16 protein-coding genes and 2 pseudogenes are annotated in these 15,450 nt (G+C 69.4%); 11 read left to right on the top strand and 7 right to left on the bottom strand.

Annotated elements, in window-relative coordinates; all coding sequences use genetic code 11:
• The first annotated feature begins 486 nt into the window (after positions 1 to 486).
• A complete protein-coding gene (locus ACFWP7_RS08345) occupies positions 487 to 732 on the top strand; it encodes a DUF6233 domain-containing protein (protein WP_384377978.1) in 246 nt (81 codons plus the stop codon).
• A gap of 103 nt (positions 733 to 835) precedes the next feature.
• Here ACFWP7_RS08345 and ACFWP7_RS08340 read toward each other — a convergent pair whose 3' ends face one another.
• On the bottom strand, positions 836 to 1,093 hold the full coding sequence (locus tag ACFWP7_RS08340; RefSeq protein WP_384377975.1) for a hypothetical protein: 258 nt from the start codon (positions 1,091 to 1,093) through the stop codon (positions 836 to 838).
• 131 nt (positions 1,094 to 1,224) lie between these two features.
• On the opposite strand from ACFWP7_RS08340, the gene ACFWP7_RS08335 reads away from it, so the two are divergent.
• From ACFWP7_RS08335 to ACFWP7_RS08325, 3 genes are all read left to right on the top strand, one after another.
• Entirely contained in the window at positions 1,225 to 1,536 is a 312-nt protein-coding gene (locus ACFWP7_RS08335) for an HAD-IA family hydrolase (protein WP_384377972.1), read from the top strand.
• Positions 1,537 to 1,889: 353 nt separating this feature from the next.
• A complete protein-coding gene (locus ACFWP7_RS08330; protein ID WP_384377969.1) occupies positions 1,890 to 2,609 on the top strand; it encodes an RNA polymerase sigma factor in 720 nt (239 codons plus the stop codon).
• Positions 2,606 to 3,661, top strand: a complete 1,056-nt coding sequence (locus tag ACFWP7_RS08325) for a CU044_5270 family protein (protein WP_384377966.1) — start codon at positions 2,606 to 2,608, stop codon at positions 3,659 to 3,661. Before ACFWP7_RS08330 ends, ACFWP7_RS08325 begins: the two co-directional genes overlap by 4 nt.
• Before the next feature lie 539 nt (positions 3,662 to 4,200).
• On the opposite strand, the pseudogene ACFWP7_RS08320 reads toward ACFWP7_RS08325, so the two are convergent.
• Positions 4,201 to 4,703: pseudogene (locus ACFWP7_RS08320) on the bottom strand (DJ-1/PfpI family protein).
• Between ACFWP7_RS08320 and ACFWP7_RS08315 the strand changes: the two are divergent.
• A pseudogene (locus ACFWP7_RS08315) lies at positions 4,691 to 4,780 on the top strand (AraC family transcriptional regulator); the annotation flags it as partial. The pseudogenes ACFWP7_RS08320 and ACFWP7_RS08315 sit on opposite strands and share 13 nt — an antisense overlap.
• Positions 4,781 to 4,862: 82 nt before the next feature.
• On the opposite strand, the gene ACFWP7_RS08310 reads toward ACFWP7_RS08315, so the two are convergent.
• The gene (locus ACFWP7_RS08310) at positions 4,863 to 5,291 is read right to left on the bottom strand and encodes a DUF4240 domain-containing protein (RefSeq protein WP_384377963.1); all 429 of its coding nucleotides are present in this window, start codon (positions 5,289 to 5,291) and stop codon (positions 4,863 to 4,865) included.
• A 43-nt stretch (positions 5,292 to 5,334) separates the two neighbouring features.
• Positions 5,335 to 5,598 carry a transposase gene (locus tag ACFWP7_RS08305; RefSeq protein WP_384378245.1) on the bottom strand — a complete coding sequence of 88 codons (264 nt, stop codon included), beginning with the start codon at positions 5,596 to 5,598 and terminating at the stop codon, positions 5,335 to 5,337.
• Between the two features lie 368 nt (positions 5,599 to 5,966).
• Here ACFWP7_RS08305 and bioB point away from each other — a divergent pair, with 368 nt between their 5' ends.
• The 3 genes from bioB to bioD are packed head-to-tail and all read left to right on the top strand — an operon-like array spanning position 5,967 to position 9,130.
• Entirely contained in the window at positions 5,967 to 7,127 is a 1,161-nt protein-coding gene (bioB, locus tag ACFWP7_RS08300) for a biotin synthase BioB (protein WP_384377960.1), read from the top strand.
• On the top strand, positions 7,120 to 8,412 hold the full coding sequence (locus ACFWP7_RS08295; protein ID WP_384377957.1) for an adenosylmethionine--8-amino-7-oxononanoate transaminase: 1,293 nt from the start codon (positions 7,120 to 7,122) through the stop codon (positions 8,410 to 8,412). Before bioB ends, ACFWP7_RS08295 begins: the two co-directional genes overlap by 8 nt.
• Position 8,413: 1 nt before the next feature.
• Positions 8,414 to 9,130: a dethiobiotin synthase gene (bioD, locus tag ACFWP7_RS08290; protein ID WP_384377954.1), complete on the top strand. Its 717-nt coding sequence runs from the start codon at positions 8,414 to 8,416 to the stop codon at positions 9,128 to 9,130.
• Between the two features lie 72 nt (positions 9,131 to 9,202).
• Here bioD and ACFWP7_RS08285 read toward each other — a convergent pair whose 3' ends face one another.
• On the bottom strand, positions 9,203 to 11,782 hold the full coding sequence (locus ACFWP7_RS08285) for a LuxR C-terminal-related transcriptional regulator (protein ID WP_384377951.1): 2,580 nt from the start codon (positions 11,780 to 11,782) through the stop codon (positions 9,203 to 9,205).
• A gap of 250 nt (positions 11,783 to 12,032) precedes the next feature.
• On the opposite strand from ACFWP7_RS08285, the gene ACFWP7_RS08280 reads away from it, so the two are divergent.
• Positions 12,033 to 12,716: an esterase/lipase family protein gene (locus tag ACFWP7_RS08280; RefSeq protein ID WP_384377948.1), complete on the top strand. Its 684-nt coding sequence runs from the start codon at positions 12,033 to 12,035 to the stop codon at positions 12,714 to 12,716.
• 137 nt (positions 12,717 to 12,853) lie between these two features.
• Positions 12,854 to 13,564 carry a class I SAM-dependent methyltransferase gene (locus tag ACFWP7_RS08275; RefSeq protein ID WP_384377945.1) on the top strand — a complete coding sequence of 237 codons (711 nt, stop codon included), beginning with the start codon at positions 12,854 to 12,856 and terminating at the stop codon, positions 13,562 to 13,564.
• Here the strand turns inward: ACFWP7_RS08275 and ACFWP7_RS08270 are convergent.
• Positions 13,559 to 13,933 (bottom strand): fic family toxin-antitoxin system, toxin component, encoded by a 375-nt coding sequence (locus ACFWP7_RS08270; RefSeq protein WP_365442790.1) that lies wholly within the window; start codon positions 13,931 to 13,933, stop codon positions 13,559 to 13,561. The genes ACFWP7_RS08275 and ACFWP7_RS08270 overlap by 6 nt on opposite strands.
• A 4-nt stretch (positions 13,934 to 13,937) precedes the next feature.
• Positions 13,938 to 14,213 carry an antitoxin gene (locus ACFWP7_RS08265; RefSeq protein ID WP_384377942.1) on the bottom strand — a complete coding sequence of 92 codons (276 nt, stop codon included), beginning with the start codon at positions 14,211 to 14,213 and terminating at the stop codon, positions 13,938 to 13,940.
• 205 nt (positions 14,214 to 14,418) lie between these two features.
• Here ACFWP7_RS08265 and ACFWP7_RS08260 point away from each other — a divergent pair, with 205 nt between their 5' ends.
• Positions 14,419 to 15,444 (top strand): ABC transporter ATP-binding protein, encoded by a 1,026-nt coding sequence (locus ACFWP7_RS08260; RefSeq protein ID WP_384377939.1) that lies wholly within the window; start codon positions 14,419 to 14,421, stop codon positions 15,442 to 15,444.
• The last annotated feature ends 6 nt before the right edge of the window (positions 15,445 to 15,450 follow it).

Here is a 15,450-nt window from a genome sequence, read left to right as displayed (position 1 = left end):
TCTATTGGTATTCGTCACACAATTCCAACGGTCGCCGGGGGCATCGTGGTTACGGCCGGACCGCGGCTCCGAGACCGGTATCACGGCGGGTCACAGGCGAACGGTGAACTTCCCGTCGGGACGTTTCCGCAGCCAGCCGCGGTCATCGAGTTTGCGGAGCTTCCCGCGCAACGGCTCCAGCTTGCCCTTCACCGTGAGAGCTCCGCCAGCAGCTCCAAGACCTGCCGGAACTTGTCCTCCGGCAGATGGGCAGCGCACGTGCATCACACTCGACACCCCTCGCGCCTGAACTCCAGCCGTCATGGCGCCCACCTCCTCCAGCCCCACATTATAGAACTAGTATTCGAACACGCGAGTAGGCAACCTGACTCCATCGATCCAGGATCGGAAGTATGTTCGATGATCTGCCGCCCGACCTGGTGCGACTGAACGCTCTGAGGATCTGGCTCGCCCTGTGGCTGGAGCGTACCGACGGCAAGATCACCTGTGTCCAGAAGCGGCAGGCCCAAGTGGATCGCGGCCGCCGCAACCGTGCCGCGCCCCCCGGACTGGGTCGTCCAACTCAGCATAGGTACAGGCAAGCCGCTCCAGGTCCACGACGGCGAGTGCGGCATGACCGGCAAAGAACACCGCGCGATCGACCGCGACGAAGCCCGCCGTCTCCTCACCACGGAGGGGGTGCCGGCGTGCCCGTTCTGCCACCCCGACATCCAGCTGCACATCATCGACTGAGACGCCATCCGCTTTCCGAACGTGATCGATTGGTTCGGGGTGGGTGGGCATGAACTCCGCTTTGTAGCGGGAAAGATGGGCGTGGTTCGTCCGTTCTTCTCGCTTACGGAGGTGGCTGGTGCCGTCGGTGCTCGGTCTGCTGGAGGCCCGGGAGAAGGGGGTCCGGGAAGAGATCGCGCGGCTGCGGGAGGAGGCCGAGCGGGTGCAGGCCGCGCTCGGCAATGCCGAACATGTGCTTCAGCGGCTGGTGGATGCCCGGGCGACGGTGGTCGAAGTGCTGGCCAGTCCACCTTCCGTGGTCGGGGAGTCGGCACGGGGCGCCGGTGGCGGGGTCGACGGTGCCCCGGCGGGATGCGGGCATGGCGGCGCAGGTCCTCGCGCCGGACTACCAGCGGATCCTGTCGGTGCTGGAGTCGGAAGCGGGCCGGGAGGGCATGCGCTGCCAGCAGCTGGCCGTCGCGCTGGGCCCTCTGCGATGTCGCCGAGGTCGACTTGCTGTCCAACATCCCCTCGGATCACGCGGACGCCTTCCTCGCCGCGCAGCCCTGGCTGCACAATCTGGACCACGTTGCCTTCTCCGGGAAGATCAAAGCGGCGAAACCGGCCCCAGCAGCCTTCCATCACTGCGTCGTCGCCATGCGGGCTGCCCCGACCGACCTCCTCTTCATCGACGACCGTGAGGAGAACGTGCTCGCCGCGCAGGCCATGGGCCTGAAGGGACACGTCTTCACCGAACTCGACGAGCTGGCGCCGTCATCGACACCTGGTTGCCGACTCGACGAGCCACGTGGAAATGACACCTGACACGAGACAGCGTGAAAGAACCCAGGTCAGAGCTACGCAACTGAAGAAATGACACGCGTCTGAGACAGCAGGCTGATGCCATCACGTATGACACGCGGGTGACGCTACGAGGTGTGGACCGAACCGCCGGAAACAGAGCTGGAGAACATCCGCTTCCTGGCGGGCTACCGCCCCGATTGGTTGTTCAGTCCTGGGCTCCTTCAGGAGATACGCCGCACCCACCTGGACGGTGTCGCATTGAGGGAGGCCGTTCGGCGCTTTCCCGGGAACACCGATGCTCTGTGCACTGTCGGTCCGGCCACGGTGTGACGCGTATCACCGCAGCGCGATCCGCGCAGAGGACAGGGAGGAGTGTGGAGATTTCACTGCGGGCCCGCGTGCGAGCCGGGGATCCAGATGCGTTCAGGCAACTCTTCGACGAGCACGCTTCGGTGGTCCACCGGCACGCCGTCCGGATGACCGGCAACTGGGTCATGGCCGACGACATCGTGTCCCTGACCTTCCTGGAGGCATGGCGGCTGCGTGAGCGGGTGCTTCCGGGGGACGACAGCCTGCGCCCGTGGCTGCTGGGGATCGCGACGAACGTCACGCGCAACACCGCGCGGGCGGCGCGAAGACACCAGGCCGCGCTCATCAGAGTCCCACCCCCCGACCCCGTGCCGGACTTCGCCGACGAGGTGACACAGCGCATCGCAGACACGGAGGAACTGGCCGCCGCGCAGAAGGCGTTGAGCAAGATGCGTCGCGGTGAGCGCGAGGTGTTCACACTCTGCGTGTGGGAGGGCCTGGACGCCGCCACGGCGGCCGAGGCCCTGGGCGTGGCCGTCGGCACCGTACGGGCCCGGCTCTCGCGCGCGAGAAAACGCCTGCGCAGGCTCACCCAACTCGAACTCGACGGCGGCACGGCCGGCACAGGCGACACCGGCAGCACGGACGGTATCAACGGCACGGGCGGCAGCCGCGGCACGGAACGCGGCACTGGGCACAGCGGAGTGCAACGCCCAGCCACGGTCGGACAGTTACCGGTCAGCCGCCATCAGGCGGCTCGGTCCACGCAGGAGAAGAAGCGATGAACACCAACCCGCGACGGCGCGATCAGCCGGTCGAGTACCAGGATCTGGCCGAGTTGCTGCCCGCGCCGGGCCGTCCGGTGCTCGCGCAGGACCGCCACCGCGTACTGAGGGAAAACCTGATGGAGCACATCACAAACGAGACCACCCATGAGCAGTCGGGTGCGACGAACACATCACTGAGCGCATCACCTGCGCCCCCCGCACGCCGGCACCCCGGGCGGCGCCTCGTTCTTTTCGCAGCGCCGCTGGCACTGGCCGCCGTCGTGGGCTTGGGCGTGGTGGCGGTCGGCGGCGCGCAGGACGGCAAGCGCGGCATAGCTGCCGCGGGTGTCACCGGGGACGACCACCAGAAGGCCACGCAGTTGCTGGACCGGATCGCCCTGGCCGCGGCCGATCGCCCGGCGGTCACGGTACGCGACGGCCAGTACATCTACACCAAGTTGCAGGGGTCGTCGGACGAGTTGGGCTGGCCCGCGACGCCCCCCAAGGACACCAAGGAGTTCACCACGGCCCCGGTGGCGTACAAGGGGACCGTCCGACAAGAGCAATGGGATTCGGTGGACGGCAACCGGGAGGGACTGAGGAAGTCCGTCGGGCTGTCCTCAACGGGCGAACCCGACCCTTCCCACAAGAACGAAATGACCATGATCGGCGCCGGATACCTGACCTTCCGGCAGCTTCAGGCTCTGCCCACCGATCCCGACGCGCTGTTGAAGAAGCTCTCCGGCGACGCCAAGAATGTGGAATCGAGCCGCGTCACGGAAGTGGTCGTCGAGAACCTCGGAGCCATACTCGACGACGCCACCCTGCTGCCCGACCTCAGTGCCGCGCTCTACCGTGCCACCGCCAAGCTCCCGGGAGTGCGCGTTGTGGACCACGTCGAGGACGCCGCAGGGCGGCAGGGTATCGGCCTTACGTTCGACGGCACCCCGAAGGGCTACGCCTGGGTCTTCGACTCGTCCAGCCTCGTCTATCTCGGAACAACCGACGCCGCTCTCCTGGAAGTCGGCGTCGCGGACAAAGCGGGTGAGGTGCCGGTGAGCTCATCCTGAGTAAGCCGCTCCGGGGGGTGTCCGCTCCGGCGGACGCCCCCCGGAGCGGTGAGCTGCTTGTACGACGGCGCCGGAGTATCTGCGCGCATGGACCGGGACCCGTCAGCCGCGACAACCGCCCGCGCGGCAACTGCGGCGCTCTTCGATGCCACAGTCGCGGACCAAGACGCGGTCGACGCCATGCATTCGACCAGTCAGTCGCGAGCGTTCTCGGCCGCCAGCGTGAGACATCCGGCAAGCGGCAGGTCACAGCTTCGATGAGTGACACGCGACCTGAGAACCTACGGCTCCACGGTTGCGGGATCTCAGATTCCGTGGCCGAACCGCACAACCGACGGCCACTCAAAGGCCGATCGGCCACGTCCCTGAGCAAGGGCTGCATCGGAGCGGGATCGGCGTCCGCGCCCGCCGCCCCAAGGCCGGGCCGAGAAGGCCCTTTGGCCGACGGAGCGGCAGTCCAGAGGGCTGATTCGCGGAGGCGCTCAGCGTAGTGCGACCTCGCCCGCGTGGACCGCGCGCATGGCGCGCTCGACGCTCTCCTAGTTTTCGCCGACCGGCGCCACGTACTCGATGACATCGCGCGCGGCGTCCTCCCCGAGCATTCGGGTGATCACCCACGTGGTGAGATACTGGGACGCCAGGCAACCGCCCGCCGTAGCGATGTTCCCCTCGGCGTGGAACGGCTCGTCCAGCACCGTGACGTTGCGGGCTTCCATAAAGGGGCGGCTCTTCATGTCCGTGCAAGCCGGCATGCCGTCCAGCAATCCGAGCCGGGCGAGCACCAGCGCGCCGGAGCACTGCGCGCCGATCAGCTGTCGCGAAGGGTCGAACGGCAGCCTGGCGATCAGCCGGTCGTCTGCGACCACCTCTCGCGCCTTCACCCCGCTACCGATCAGCACGACGTCGGCTTCGGTCACGAACTCCATCGAGCGCTGTCCGGTTACGTCGACACCGGTCATGGAGGTGACCACCGGTGCGGCGTCCTAATGAAGGCCTCCAAGCCGTCCTTTCGGCACCGGTTGATCTGCCATGCAGGTGGCAGTGGTCACCTTTGACGGATTCAACGAGCTCGACAGTTTCATCGCCTCCGCGCTGGCATCTCCTCAAAGCAAGGCTGGCTTTATCCACGAGTGGGATCAGGCACAAATTCCGTGAGGGCGATCAACGAGATTTGGCGATGTCGCCAGAGGGGCGGCGGCGGTCAGACAGCCCAGCCGGCGGTGTTTATGTGGGACTCGTAGGAGTAGCGCGTGTTGCGGTCCCATTCCTCGCCGGTGATCCGTTCGTAGGCGTGGTCTGGTGCGTAGAGCAGGCTCTCGGCCCAGATGAGATCGGTGGCGAACGGGGCGAAGGCCGCAGGGTCCTGGAGGACACTCTCGAATGTCGTACGGCCGGCGGCGACGACGGCGCTGCGTGTGTAGAGGAAGGCGTCGCTGGACAGGTTCTGTCCGAGCTCCTTGCGGTCCAGACGGTAGAGCATCCATGACAATTGCTCGGCGAAACCGGTGACCACGTAGACCGGGGACTGGGCAAGGTGTTCGGTCAGCGCGACTGCAAGCTGCTCGGCGTCAGGGTCCGGTCCTGCGGGCCTGCATTCCTCGATGAGCTGCCAGAAGGTGTCTTCGTTCATGCTGGCGATCATGACGCAAGGGTCTGACACTCCGGTTCCCGCGTCACCTGTTTGCTGCTGCTGTGAGGAGGACGCGCTTGCGTAACAGGGGGAGCTTGGCGCGTCCGAACATCTGGCGTTTGATCATTTTGATGTGATTGACCCGTCCTTCCACCGGACCGGAGTTCCAACAGGTGGTGAGGCCCCGGACGACGGCGTCCCAGTCTTCCTCCAGGCCGGGGGTGAACGTGTGGAGTTCGGGTTGATCCTCGGCGCGGGTGGCGGTAATCCAGTCTTTGAGGTGCTGGCCGGAGCGCGTTGTGAGGATCTCAGCGAAGATGCGGACGTGCCCTTGGAGGAGGGTGAGTTCTGGGCATTGGGCGAGGACGGCAGAATCGCACGGTCAGGAGCCGTTGACGCGATCGGCATCCTCTCCGCGTACATGCGTGGAGACCCAGCCCCTTCGGCGGTGTTGTAGGAACCCTCCATACTGATCCACTGGCCCTGTCGTCTCACTCATGTCTCTCACCAAATCGGCGGCGAGATGCGGACTTTGGGCCTCTGACCTGGTCTTCCATGCTCTCTGTTGACCCTACGTACTGGGGTGGTCGTGTTACATACCCCACACGTCGAACCGCGTCTGTTGTGCAAACTCTCCTTGGCCGCGAGCGGTCGCATACGCCAGGATCGGACCTCATGGACCTGCTGAACACGCTGGTGGACAAGGGGCTTCGGCGCGAGCTGCCGACCCGCGACGAAGCTCTGGCCGTGCTGGCCACCTCCGACGACGACGTGCTCGACGTGGTGGCCGCGGCCGGAAAGGTGCGCCGGCACTGGTTCGGCCGACGGGTGAAACTCAACTACCTGGTCAACCTCAAGTCGGGTCTGTGCCCCGAGGACTGCTCGTACTGCTCGCAGCGGCTGGGGTCGAAGGCCGAGATCCTCAAGTACACCTGGCTCAAGCCGGACGAGGCCTCCAAGGCCGCGGCGGCAGGCCTGGCCGGCGGCGCCAAGCGGGTCTGCCTGGTGGCCAGCGGACGCGGTCCGACCGACCGTGACGTGGACCGGGTCTCCGACACGATCAGGGCCATCAAGGACGGGAACGAGAACGTCGAGGTGTGCGCCTGCCTCGGCCTGCTGGGCGACGGCCAGGCCGAGCGGCTGCGCGAGGCGGGCGCGGACGCGTACAACCACAACCTGAACACGTCCGAGGGGACGTACGGGGACATCACGACCACCCATACGTACGCCGACCGGGTGGACACCGTCCAGAAGGCGCACGCGGCGGGCCTGTCCGCGTGCTCGGGCCTGATCGCGGGCATGGGCGAGAGCGACGAGGACCTGGTCGATGTCGTCTACGCACTGCGCGAACTGGACCCCGACTCCGTTCCGGTGAACTTCCTGATCCCCTTCGAGGGCACTCCGCTCGCCAAGGAGTGGAACCTGACGCCTCAGAGGTGCCTGCGGATCCTGGCGATGGTCCGGTTCGTCTGCCCGGACGCCGAGGTCCGTATCGCCGGTGGCCGCGAGGTCCACCTCCGCACGATGCAGCCGCTCGCCCTGCACCTCGCCAACTCGATCTTCCTCGGCGACTACCTCACCAGCGAGGGCCAGGCCGGCCAGGCCGACCTCGACATGATCGCGGACGCCGGGTTCGAGGTGGAGGGCGCGGGCGAGGTGACCTTGCCGGAGCACCGGGTTGCCGGGGGCGGGGGCTGCGGTTCGCACGAGGAAGGCGGTGGAGCATGCGGTTCCACTTCTGCTTCGGCTTCCGTGGAAACGTCGCCCGAGGCGCGTACGGACCTCGTCGCCGTACGCCGTCGAGGTGCCGGAACGGATCTCGCGCCCAATGCCTGACCTGCCCGTGGCCGGGTCCGTACGCGAGCTGCTCGATCTCGACCGACGGCATGTGTGGCATCCGTACGGGCCGATGCCCGGCCGGCAGGAACCGCTCGTCGTGGAGTCGGCGAGCGGCGTACGGCTGCGGATGGCGGACGGCTCGGGCGAGCTGATCGACGGCATGTCGTCCTGGTGGTCGGCCATCCACGGCTACAACCACCCGGTGCTCAACGCCGCGGCGCGCGGCCAGCTGGAGCGCATGAGCCATGTCATGTTCGGCGGGCTGACCCATGAGCCGGCCGTACGGCTGGCGAAGCGCCTTGTCGACATCTCGCCCGAGGGGCTTGAGCACGTCTTCCTCGCCGACTCCGGTTCGGTCTCGGTCGAGGTCGCCGTGAAGATGTGCCTCCAGTACTGGCGCTCGCTCGGCCGCCCCGCCAAGCAACGCCTGCTGACCTGGCGCGGCGGGTACCACGGCGACACCTGGCAGCCGATGTCCGTATGCGATCCCGAGGGCGGGATGCACGAGCTGTGGCAGGGCGTGCTGCCGCGGCAGATCTTCGCGGACGCACCGCCGGACGCGTACGAGGAGTCGTACGCGGACCAGCTGCACTCGTTCATCGAGCGGCACGCCGACGAACTGGCCGCCGTGATCGTCGAGCCGGTGGTGCAGGGCGCGGGCGGGATGCGGTTCCACTCCCCCGCGTATCTGCGGGTGCTGCGAGAGGCGTGCGACGCGCACGACGTGCTGCTCGTCTTCGACGAGATCGCGACCGGGTTCGGGCGCACGGGCGCGCTGTTCGCGGCGGAGCTCGCGGGTGTGACGCCCGACGTGATGTGCGTCGGGAAGGCGCTGACCGGCGGTTATATGACGATGGCGGCGACGTTGTGTACGACACGGGTCGCCGACGGGATCTCGCGGGGCGAGGTCCCGGTGCTGGCCCATGGGCCCACGTTCATGGGCAATCCGCTGGCCGCCGCCGTAGCCTGCGCCTCGATCGACCTGCTGCTCGGTCAGGACTGGCGGACCGAGGTGAAGCGGATCGAGGCGGGCCTGCGGGAGGGTCTTGAGCCCGCCCTTGAGCTGCGAGGAGTTCGGGATGTACGTGTCCTGGGGGCGATCGGCGTCGTCCAGCTCGACCACGAGGTGGACATGAGGGCGGCCACGCGGGCCGCTGTTCGCGAGGGGGTCTGGCTACGGCCGTTCCGCGACCTCGTCTACACGATGCCGCCCTACGTCACCGGCGACACGGACCTGGCACGGATCACGCGCGCGGTGTGCGCCGCGGCCCGGGAAGGCTGACATGACGATCCTGGTCATCACGGGGACGGGCACCGAGGTCGGCAAGACGATCGTCACCTCCGCCGTCGCCGCCACGGCCGTCGAGGCCGGCCGGTCCGTGGCCGTGCTCAAGCCCGCGCAGACCGGCGTACGTCCGGACGAGCGCGGTGACGCCGACGAGGTGGCCCGGTTCGCGGGCGCTGTGACCACACTCGAACTCGCCCGGTATCCCGAGCCGTTGGCGCCCGCCACGGCCGCGCGGCGGGCCCGTCTCGCGCCCGTGCGGCCCCACGAGGTGGCGGAGGCGGCGGCCAAGCTGGCCACCGAGCACGACCTGGTGCTGGTGGAGGGGGCGGGCGGCCTACTCGTACGGTTCGACGACGAGGGCGGAACGCTGGCGGACGCGGCACGGCTGCTGGACGCGCCGGTGCTGGTCGTCGCTTCGGCGGGGCTGGGCACGCTGAACACGACGGAGCTGACGGCGCGTGAACTCCGGCGCCGGGGGCTCAACTTCCCGGGAGTGGTGATCGGAAGCTGGCCCAACGAGCCTGACCTGGCGTCCCGTTGCAACCTCGCGGACCTTCCGGTGGTGGCGGGGGCTCCGCTGCTGGGTGCGATGCCGGAGGGGGCGGGGGTACTTGATCCCGCCGACTTTCGCGCGGGGGCACCGAGTTGGCTGGCGCCGAGGCTCGGCGGGGGCTGGGACGCGGTCGCTTTCAGCGCCGGGTACGCCTCTTGAGGGGCGGGGAACTGCGCGACCAGCCACGACGAGCCCGCAGCCGAAAACCACACCCGTCCCCCTTACCTCTCCCTACCTCTCCCCAAGCAACCGCACCAGTTCAATCCGCGACCGGATGCCCAACCGGGCAAAAACACCCCGCAGATGGTGATCGATCGTGCGCGGGCTGAGCGCGAGCCGCGCGGCGATCTCCCGGTTGGTGGCACCCTCGGCGGCCATGCGAGCCACCATCAGTTGCTGAGCGGTCAGGCGGGTCTCGAGGTCCACCTGGCCGGGGGTGGGGACGGCCGGCTCCCCCAGGGCGCGAAGCTCCGCCCGGGCCTGTGCAGCACACCGCGGCGACCCGAAGTGCTCGAATGCTTCGAGGGCGCTGTGCAGCCGGTCGCGTGCCTCCGTACGGTGCCTCAGTCGTCGTAGCGCGCCGCCGAAAAGCAGCTCCGTGCGGGCCCGTTCGAAGTCGCGGGTGCCTGCGGCGTGCAGGTCGAGGGCGGTGCGGTAGTGGGCGACGGCTTCGGGGCCGGAGGCCAGGAGTGTGTGGCAGCGGGCGCTGAGGGCCAGGTCGTCGGCACTGCGGATGGTACGGGCCCAGCGGTCGTAGTCGGCGTGGGCGGCCCGGGCGACGCGGGTGTCGCCGCTGCGGACGGCCGCCTCGACGTAGAGCGGGGTCGCGAGGTGGCGGATGGCGCGGTGCCCGTGGCCCGGTCCGAATCCGGCGAGGGCGCGCAGTCTGGCCGCGGAGGCGGCGAACCGGCCGGCGCCGAGGTCGAGGAAGGCGAGCGCGAACAGGGCCAGTGCGGCGGGCAGGCCGAGCCCGCGGGCCAGGGCGTAGGAGCGGGCGGACTCGGCGCGCTCCCGGCATACGTCCTCGTCGCCGGTGAGGGCGGCGAACATGGCCAGGGCGGCCTGGAGATGACAGGCCCCGTTGTCCTGACCTGTGGCGTACGCCTGACGCAGCGCGTCGAGGGTGTCGGCCTCCGCGGCGCGGGAGCGGCCGGTCCAGAACTCGGCGTAGGCCCTGAACTCCATCGCCTGCGGCACGGTCACGGTCTCGCCCCTGGCGCGGGCCGAGGCGGCGGCCCGCAGGGCGGCGGAGGCAGCTCGCGCGTGGTCGCCGAGAAGCAGCGCCGCGATCGCGGCGTGGATGAGCAGAGTGGGGTCTCCACCGGGTCCGCACCGCCCGGCTGCCGCTTCGAGCAGGTCCCGCGCGTCCTCGTAGCGTCCCTCGAAGGCGGCGGCCAGCCCGCCCAGCGTGCCGGGCGGCGCGATCCCGAGCCGGTCTGCGACGGCGACCGCCTCCCGGCACCGGCGCAGATCGCCGGTGTAGATGGCGGCTTCCGTGACCCGGGCGAGGAGGTGGACGGCGGCGGCACCATGTGCGGGCCGGGCCTCGGCGGTCGGCCGATTCCTGCCAGGTCTTCGAAAGCCGGCCCCCAGACGATCGGTGTCCGGCGGCGACCCGACGGAGAGCACGGTGCCGGCATCGGCCACTGACAGCCCACCGACAGTGCCGACCCCAGCAACCGGCAGCTCGCCAACGGCGTCGTGCACGCCAGGCGTGTCCCGGACGGAAGCCTCCGGCAGCTCACCACCGGGACCCCGGACAGCGGGACCATCGTCGGGCGCTGGCCGGCGCGCTGCACAAGCGCCCTCACCGGTGGCCCGAACGGAAGCCTCCGACCGCTCACCACCAGAACCACGAACAACCGAACCACCGTCAGGCGCAGGCCGACTCACTGCACAAGCGCCCTCACCGTCGGCCCGAACGGAAGCCTCCGACCGCTCACCACCAGAACCACGAACAACCGAACCGGCATCGACTGCGTGCCGGCGCGCTGCGCAAGCGCCCTCGCCGCCGGCGGCCCCGGTGGACCCGCTCGCCCCCTGCCCCACGCAGCGGACCGCCGCCGTGAGGAGTGCGTCGAACGCGTCCGTCGCGTTACCCGCGCGCAGGTCCAGCAGGCCGCTGAGTGCGTCGTCGGGGGTGGACGCGGCGAGGCGGCGGGCGCGGTCGGTGTCGCCGGAGTGCCAGGCGTCGGTGGCTGCGCGGGCGAGCAGATGGATGCAGTCGCGCGGATCGGGCGCCAGAGCGGCGGCGCGCTCCAGAAGGGCGCAGGCGAGGGCGTGTTCGCGCGCGGCACGTGCCAGGTCCGCGGCCACTCGGAGCCGAGCGGCAAGCCTTCGACTGGGGCCGAGCGCGGCGGCGCCGTGGTGCCAGGCACGGCGCGGCTCCTCGCCCTCGCCGCGCAGGACACGTGCCAACAGCTGGTGGACCTCGCGCCGGTCCGACGGACGGACCGTCTCGTACGCGGCGATCCGGGTCCACTGGTCGCGGAAGACGATCCCGTCGGCCGTGCCATGGGCCAGCCCGGCCGCCTCGGCGGCGTCGAGGTGCCGCGTGTCGAGCCGGGCCGCGGTGACCGCGCGCAGGTAGGCGTGGGTGGTCACCGGGTGCTGGTCGGCCGCCGCGAGGAGCAGCAGGAAGCGAGTGCTGTCCGGCAGGGCGCGGACTTCCTGGCGGTACGCGCGCAGCAGCGCGGGCGGGCCCGCCGGAAGCGGGTCCAGACCGGTCAGCTGACGCTCCGTCAGCAGCGAGGCGAGTTCCGCGGCCGCGTGCCGGTCGCCGTGGGCTGCGCGCAGCACCCGTACGCGCACGCCCTCGGAAAGTGAGGGGCCGAGCCCGGACTGTGGGGCTGGTCCGCGCTGTGCCGGGCCGGGATGCTGCCACGCGGGTGTGCGCGGCGGTGGCGAAGTGGGCGGGAGACGTGGGGGGTTCACCGGAGTCACCACACCCATGACGTTACTGGCGAGTTAACTGGCAAGTAAAGACCGGCGAGTTCACCGATGCGGCGCGCGTAGACCCCGGCTGACACTCCTGATTACCCCACCCGACTCAGGAGGCACCATGCAGACCCGCATGCGTCGCATCGCCGCGTTCTTCTCCACCGTGGCCGCAGTTCTCCTTCTGTCACTCTCCCTCTCCGCGCCCGCACAGGCCGCGACCCACAACCCCGTGATCTTCGTCCACGGGCTGAACAGTTCGGCGAGCAGCTGGGACGACTGGATCGCCGACTTCAAGGCCGACGGCTACACCGATTCCCAGCTGTACGCGTGGTCGTACAGCTGGGGACAGTCCAACGTCACGACCGCCCAGCAGCTCGCCACCAAGGTCCAGAGCGTGCTCGCGGCGACCGGCGCGTCCAAGGTCGACCTGGTCGCCCATTCCATGGGCCCGCTCAGCTCCCGCTACTACCTCAAGAACCTCGGCGGAACGGCGTACGTGGACGACTTCGTCTCGGTCGCCGGGACGAACCACGGCACGAGCCTGGCCGGCTGGTGCGCGTGGCTCTACACGTCCTGCGCCCAGATGAACACCGGCAGTTCGTTCCTGACCGCGCTGAACTCGGATGACGAGACACCGGGCAGCGTCTCCTACGCCAGCTACTGGTCGAACTGCGACGAGTACCTCGACCCGGACAGCACCGCCCTTCTGAACGGCGCCACGAATGTGGGAGTCGGCTGCATCGGGCACACCGACACGAACAACGACTACGGCGTCTACACGCAGGTGCGCGACTTCATCGCCTGACGCACCGGAACAGCCGGAACAGCCGTCGGAGCGTCCCCGCTGTGGGGGGCCTGCGCCGCCGGGACCCCACAGCGGGGGTGCCACGGACCCGTACGGGGGACAATCACGGTAAGACCCGTCCTCCCGGGAGGTCCGTCATGCCGCTCCGCTCCGCCAGCTCCGGCAAGGTGTCGCGGGATCCCGTGCACCATCCTCTGTTCGCCCGCTACTACGCCCGTGTCAGCGTCGCCGCCGAGACACGGATGGGCTTGGGCGGCGTACGAGACCGGCTGCTCGCCGGGCTCTCGGGGCGGGTCATCGAGATCGGCGCGGGCAACGGTCTGAACTTCGCGCACTATCCGAGCACCGTCTCGGAGGTCGTCGCCATCGAACCCGAGCGGATACTGCGGCAATTGGCGGTCGAGGCCGCCCTGCGCGCCGAGGTGCCCGTCGACGTGGCGCCGGGCACGGCAGAGGCGCTGCCGGTCAAGAGCGAGGCCTTCGACGCGGCGGTGGTCTCGCTGGTGCTGTGCAGCGTGCGCGATGTGCCGCGAACCCTCGCCGAACTGCGCCGCGTGCTGCGGCCCGGCGGCACCCTGCGGTTCTTCGAGCACGGCAGGGGCGGCGGCCGCTCGATGACGTACACCCAGCGCGGTCTGGACCGCACGGTGTGGCCGCGGCTCAACGGCGGCTGCCATCTGGCACGCGACCCGATCGCCGCGCTGCGCGATGCCGGGTTCGAACTGGGCCCGTACAAGCGGATGTTGATGCCCGAGAAGGGACCGCGGCTGCCCACCTCGTACTGCGTACTGGGCACCGCCCGTCGCCCCGCCGCCGGCGAGCGCGAACCCTCGGCGGAGGCCTCATAGGCTCCACTGACGGAGTTCCTGGGCGATGTCGTGCACGGTCGCGTCGCCGCCCTTCACCAGGCGGGCGAGCTCCCGCACCTGCTCGGGGGAGGTGACGACCTTGAGGCCGCTGGCGACGAGATAGCCGTAGGCGACGGCCGAGGCGAACATCGCGTTGGAGCGTTCGAGCGCGGGTACGTGCAGCAGGAGTTGGAGCAGCGCGGCGGCTCGGGCGTGCGGGCTGTCGTAGACGGGAATGCCGAATATCTCCGCCTCATGCCGACTGACGGCGGCGACGAGGGCTCCCCAGTCGGTGACCTGGGGGTCTCCGGGCGTCTGATGTTCGGCGATCATGAGGAGCCAGGCAAGGTCGACTCTGAGACTACTCAAGGGATCAACGACGACCTTCGCGCGTGCTTTCGTGGTTGCCGGCCCGGCCGACCGCTCGACTGCCTTCGCGGTCCGTGCCGAACTCCTCGGCGAAGACGGACTCGTACTGCTTCATGAAGTCGGAGGCGGCGTCGACGAAGGTGTGGCCGACTTCCCCGGTGTCCTGTCTGACCAGTTCTTCGATGTAGCGGTTCACGCTCATCCCGCGCTCCAGGGCTCGTTCGCGGGCGGCCCTGGCCGTGCCCTCGTCCACCCGTACGTTCAGCTGAGTCTTCGCCATACCTCGAAGCTAGCGCTGAATCGCTAGCACAGGCAAGAGGGCATCCCTGACCCTGGGGGTGGAGATTGCCCCTTACACGGGCATCAGGGGCAGGACCTGGGGCGGAGAGGACCCGGCACCTCGGGGGGATACCGGGTGTGCCCAGGATCACACTAGGCTCGGCCGCGACAAGGGAGTCGGGACGTCCATCACTGAGGAGGCGGCCTTGTCCACACCTGCTGCGGAGCACGTCGTCGGCCGGGCGGAGGCCGAGGGGACCGCCGCCCGCGCCCGCGGCCTGACCAAGGCGTACGGCTCGGGCGAGACGACCGTGCTGGCCCTCGACGCGGTCGACGTCGACATCGCGCGTGGCCGTTTCACCGCGGTCATGGGTCCGTCGGGCTCCGGGAAATCCACCCTCATGCACTGTTTGGCGGGGCTCGACACCGTTTCGGCCGGACAGGTATGGCTCGGCGACACCGAGATCACCGGGCTGAAGGACCGAGAACTGACCCGGCTGCGGCGGGACCGGATCGGCTTCATGTTCCAGTCGTTCAACCTGATCCCGACGCTGAACGCGGCCGAGAACATCACCCTGCCCATGGACATCGCGGGCCAGAAGCCCGACCAGAAGTGGCTGGACCAGGTCATCGACACGCTCGGCCTGCGGGACCGGCTGAAGCACCGGCCGTCCCAGCTCTCGGGCGGCCAGCAGCAGCGCGTGGCCTGCGCCCGCGCGCTCGCGTCGCGCCCCGAGCTGATCTTCGCCGACGAGCCGACCGGCAACCTCGACTCCCGCGCGGGCCTCGAAGTCCTCGGCTTCCTGCGCGAGGCGGTCGACACCCTGGGCCAGACCGTCGTCATGGTCACGCACGACCCGAGCGCCGCCGCCCACTCCGACCTGGTGCTCTTCCTCGGCGACGGGCGGATCGTGGACGAGATCGAGCGGCCGACGGCAGACGCGGTGCTGGAGCGGTTGCGCCGCTTCACGGGGGGCCAGGGTCGCCGGCAGACGCCCGGTCCGGACGCGACTCCGGTGCCCCTGGACGACGGGCACGGCACCAGCTCCGGTGCCGGGACTCCTGACGTCAGCTCCGATGCCGTGACCACCGACGGCGGCTCCCGTCACGTAACCACCGACACCGGTCACGTAACCACCGACACCAACACCGGTGACGTAACGGAAGACCCCGACGCCCGTCGCGCAAGCACCGACGGCGGCTCCCGCGACGTAACCCTCGACAAGGACTGAGGCGGT

It is taken from the genome of Streptomyces sp. NPDC058470 (assembly GCF_042721055.1).
Taxonomy (GTDB): Bacteria; Actinomycetota; Actinomycetes; order Streptomycetales; family Streptomycetaceae; genus Streptomyces.
The sequence above is the reverse complement of the archived record's forward strand: the minus strand, read 5'-3'. Positions and strand labels throughout refer to the sequence as shown.

Bases quoted from the DNA above. Each gene is read 5' to 3' on its own strand.
- ACFWP7_RS08325 (WP_384377966.1), top strand. From the start codon at position 2,606: ATGAACACCAACCCGCGACGGCGCGATCAGCCGGTCGAGTACCAGGAT.
- ACFWP7_RS08295 (WP_384377957.1), top strand. From the start codon at position 7,120: ATGCCTGACCTGCCCGTGGCCGGGTCCGTACGCGAGCTGCTCGATCTC.
- ACFWP7_RS08340 (WP_384377975.1), bottom strand. From the start codon at position 1,093: ATGCCCGCATCCCGCCGGGGCACCGTCGACCCCGCCACCGGCGCCCCG.
- ACFWP7_RS08275 (WP_384377945.1), top strand. From the start codon at position 12,854: ATGCCGCTCCGCTCCGCCAGCTCCGGCAAGGTGTCGCGGGATCCCGTG.
- ACFWP7_RS08310 (WP_384377963.1), bottom strand. From the start codon at position 5,291: ATGAACGAAGACACCTTCTGGCAGCTCATCGAGGAATGCAGGCCCGCA.
- ACFWP7_RS08265 (WP_384377942.1), bottom strand. From the start codon at position 14,213: ATGGCGAAGACTCAGCTGAACGTACGGGTGGACGAGGGCACGGCCAGG.
- bioB (WP_384377960.1), top strand. From the start codon at position 5,967: ATGGACCTGCTGAACACGCTGGTGGACAAGGGGCTTCGGCGCGAGCTG.
- ACFWP7_RS08280 (WP_384377948.1), top strand. From the start codon at position 12,033: ATGCAGACCCGCATGCGTCGCATCGCCGCGTTCTTCTCCACCGTGGCC.
- bioD (WP_384377954.1), top strand. From the start codon at position 8,414: ATGACGATCCTGGTCATCACGGGGACGGGCACCGAGGTCGGCAAGACG.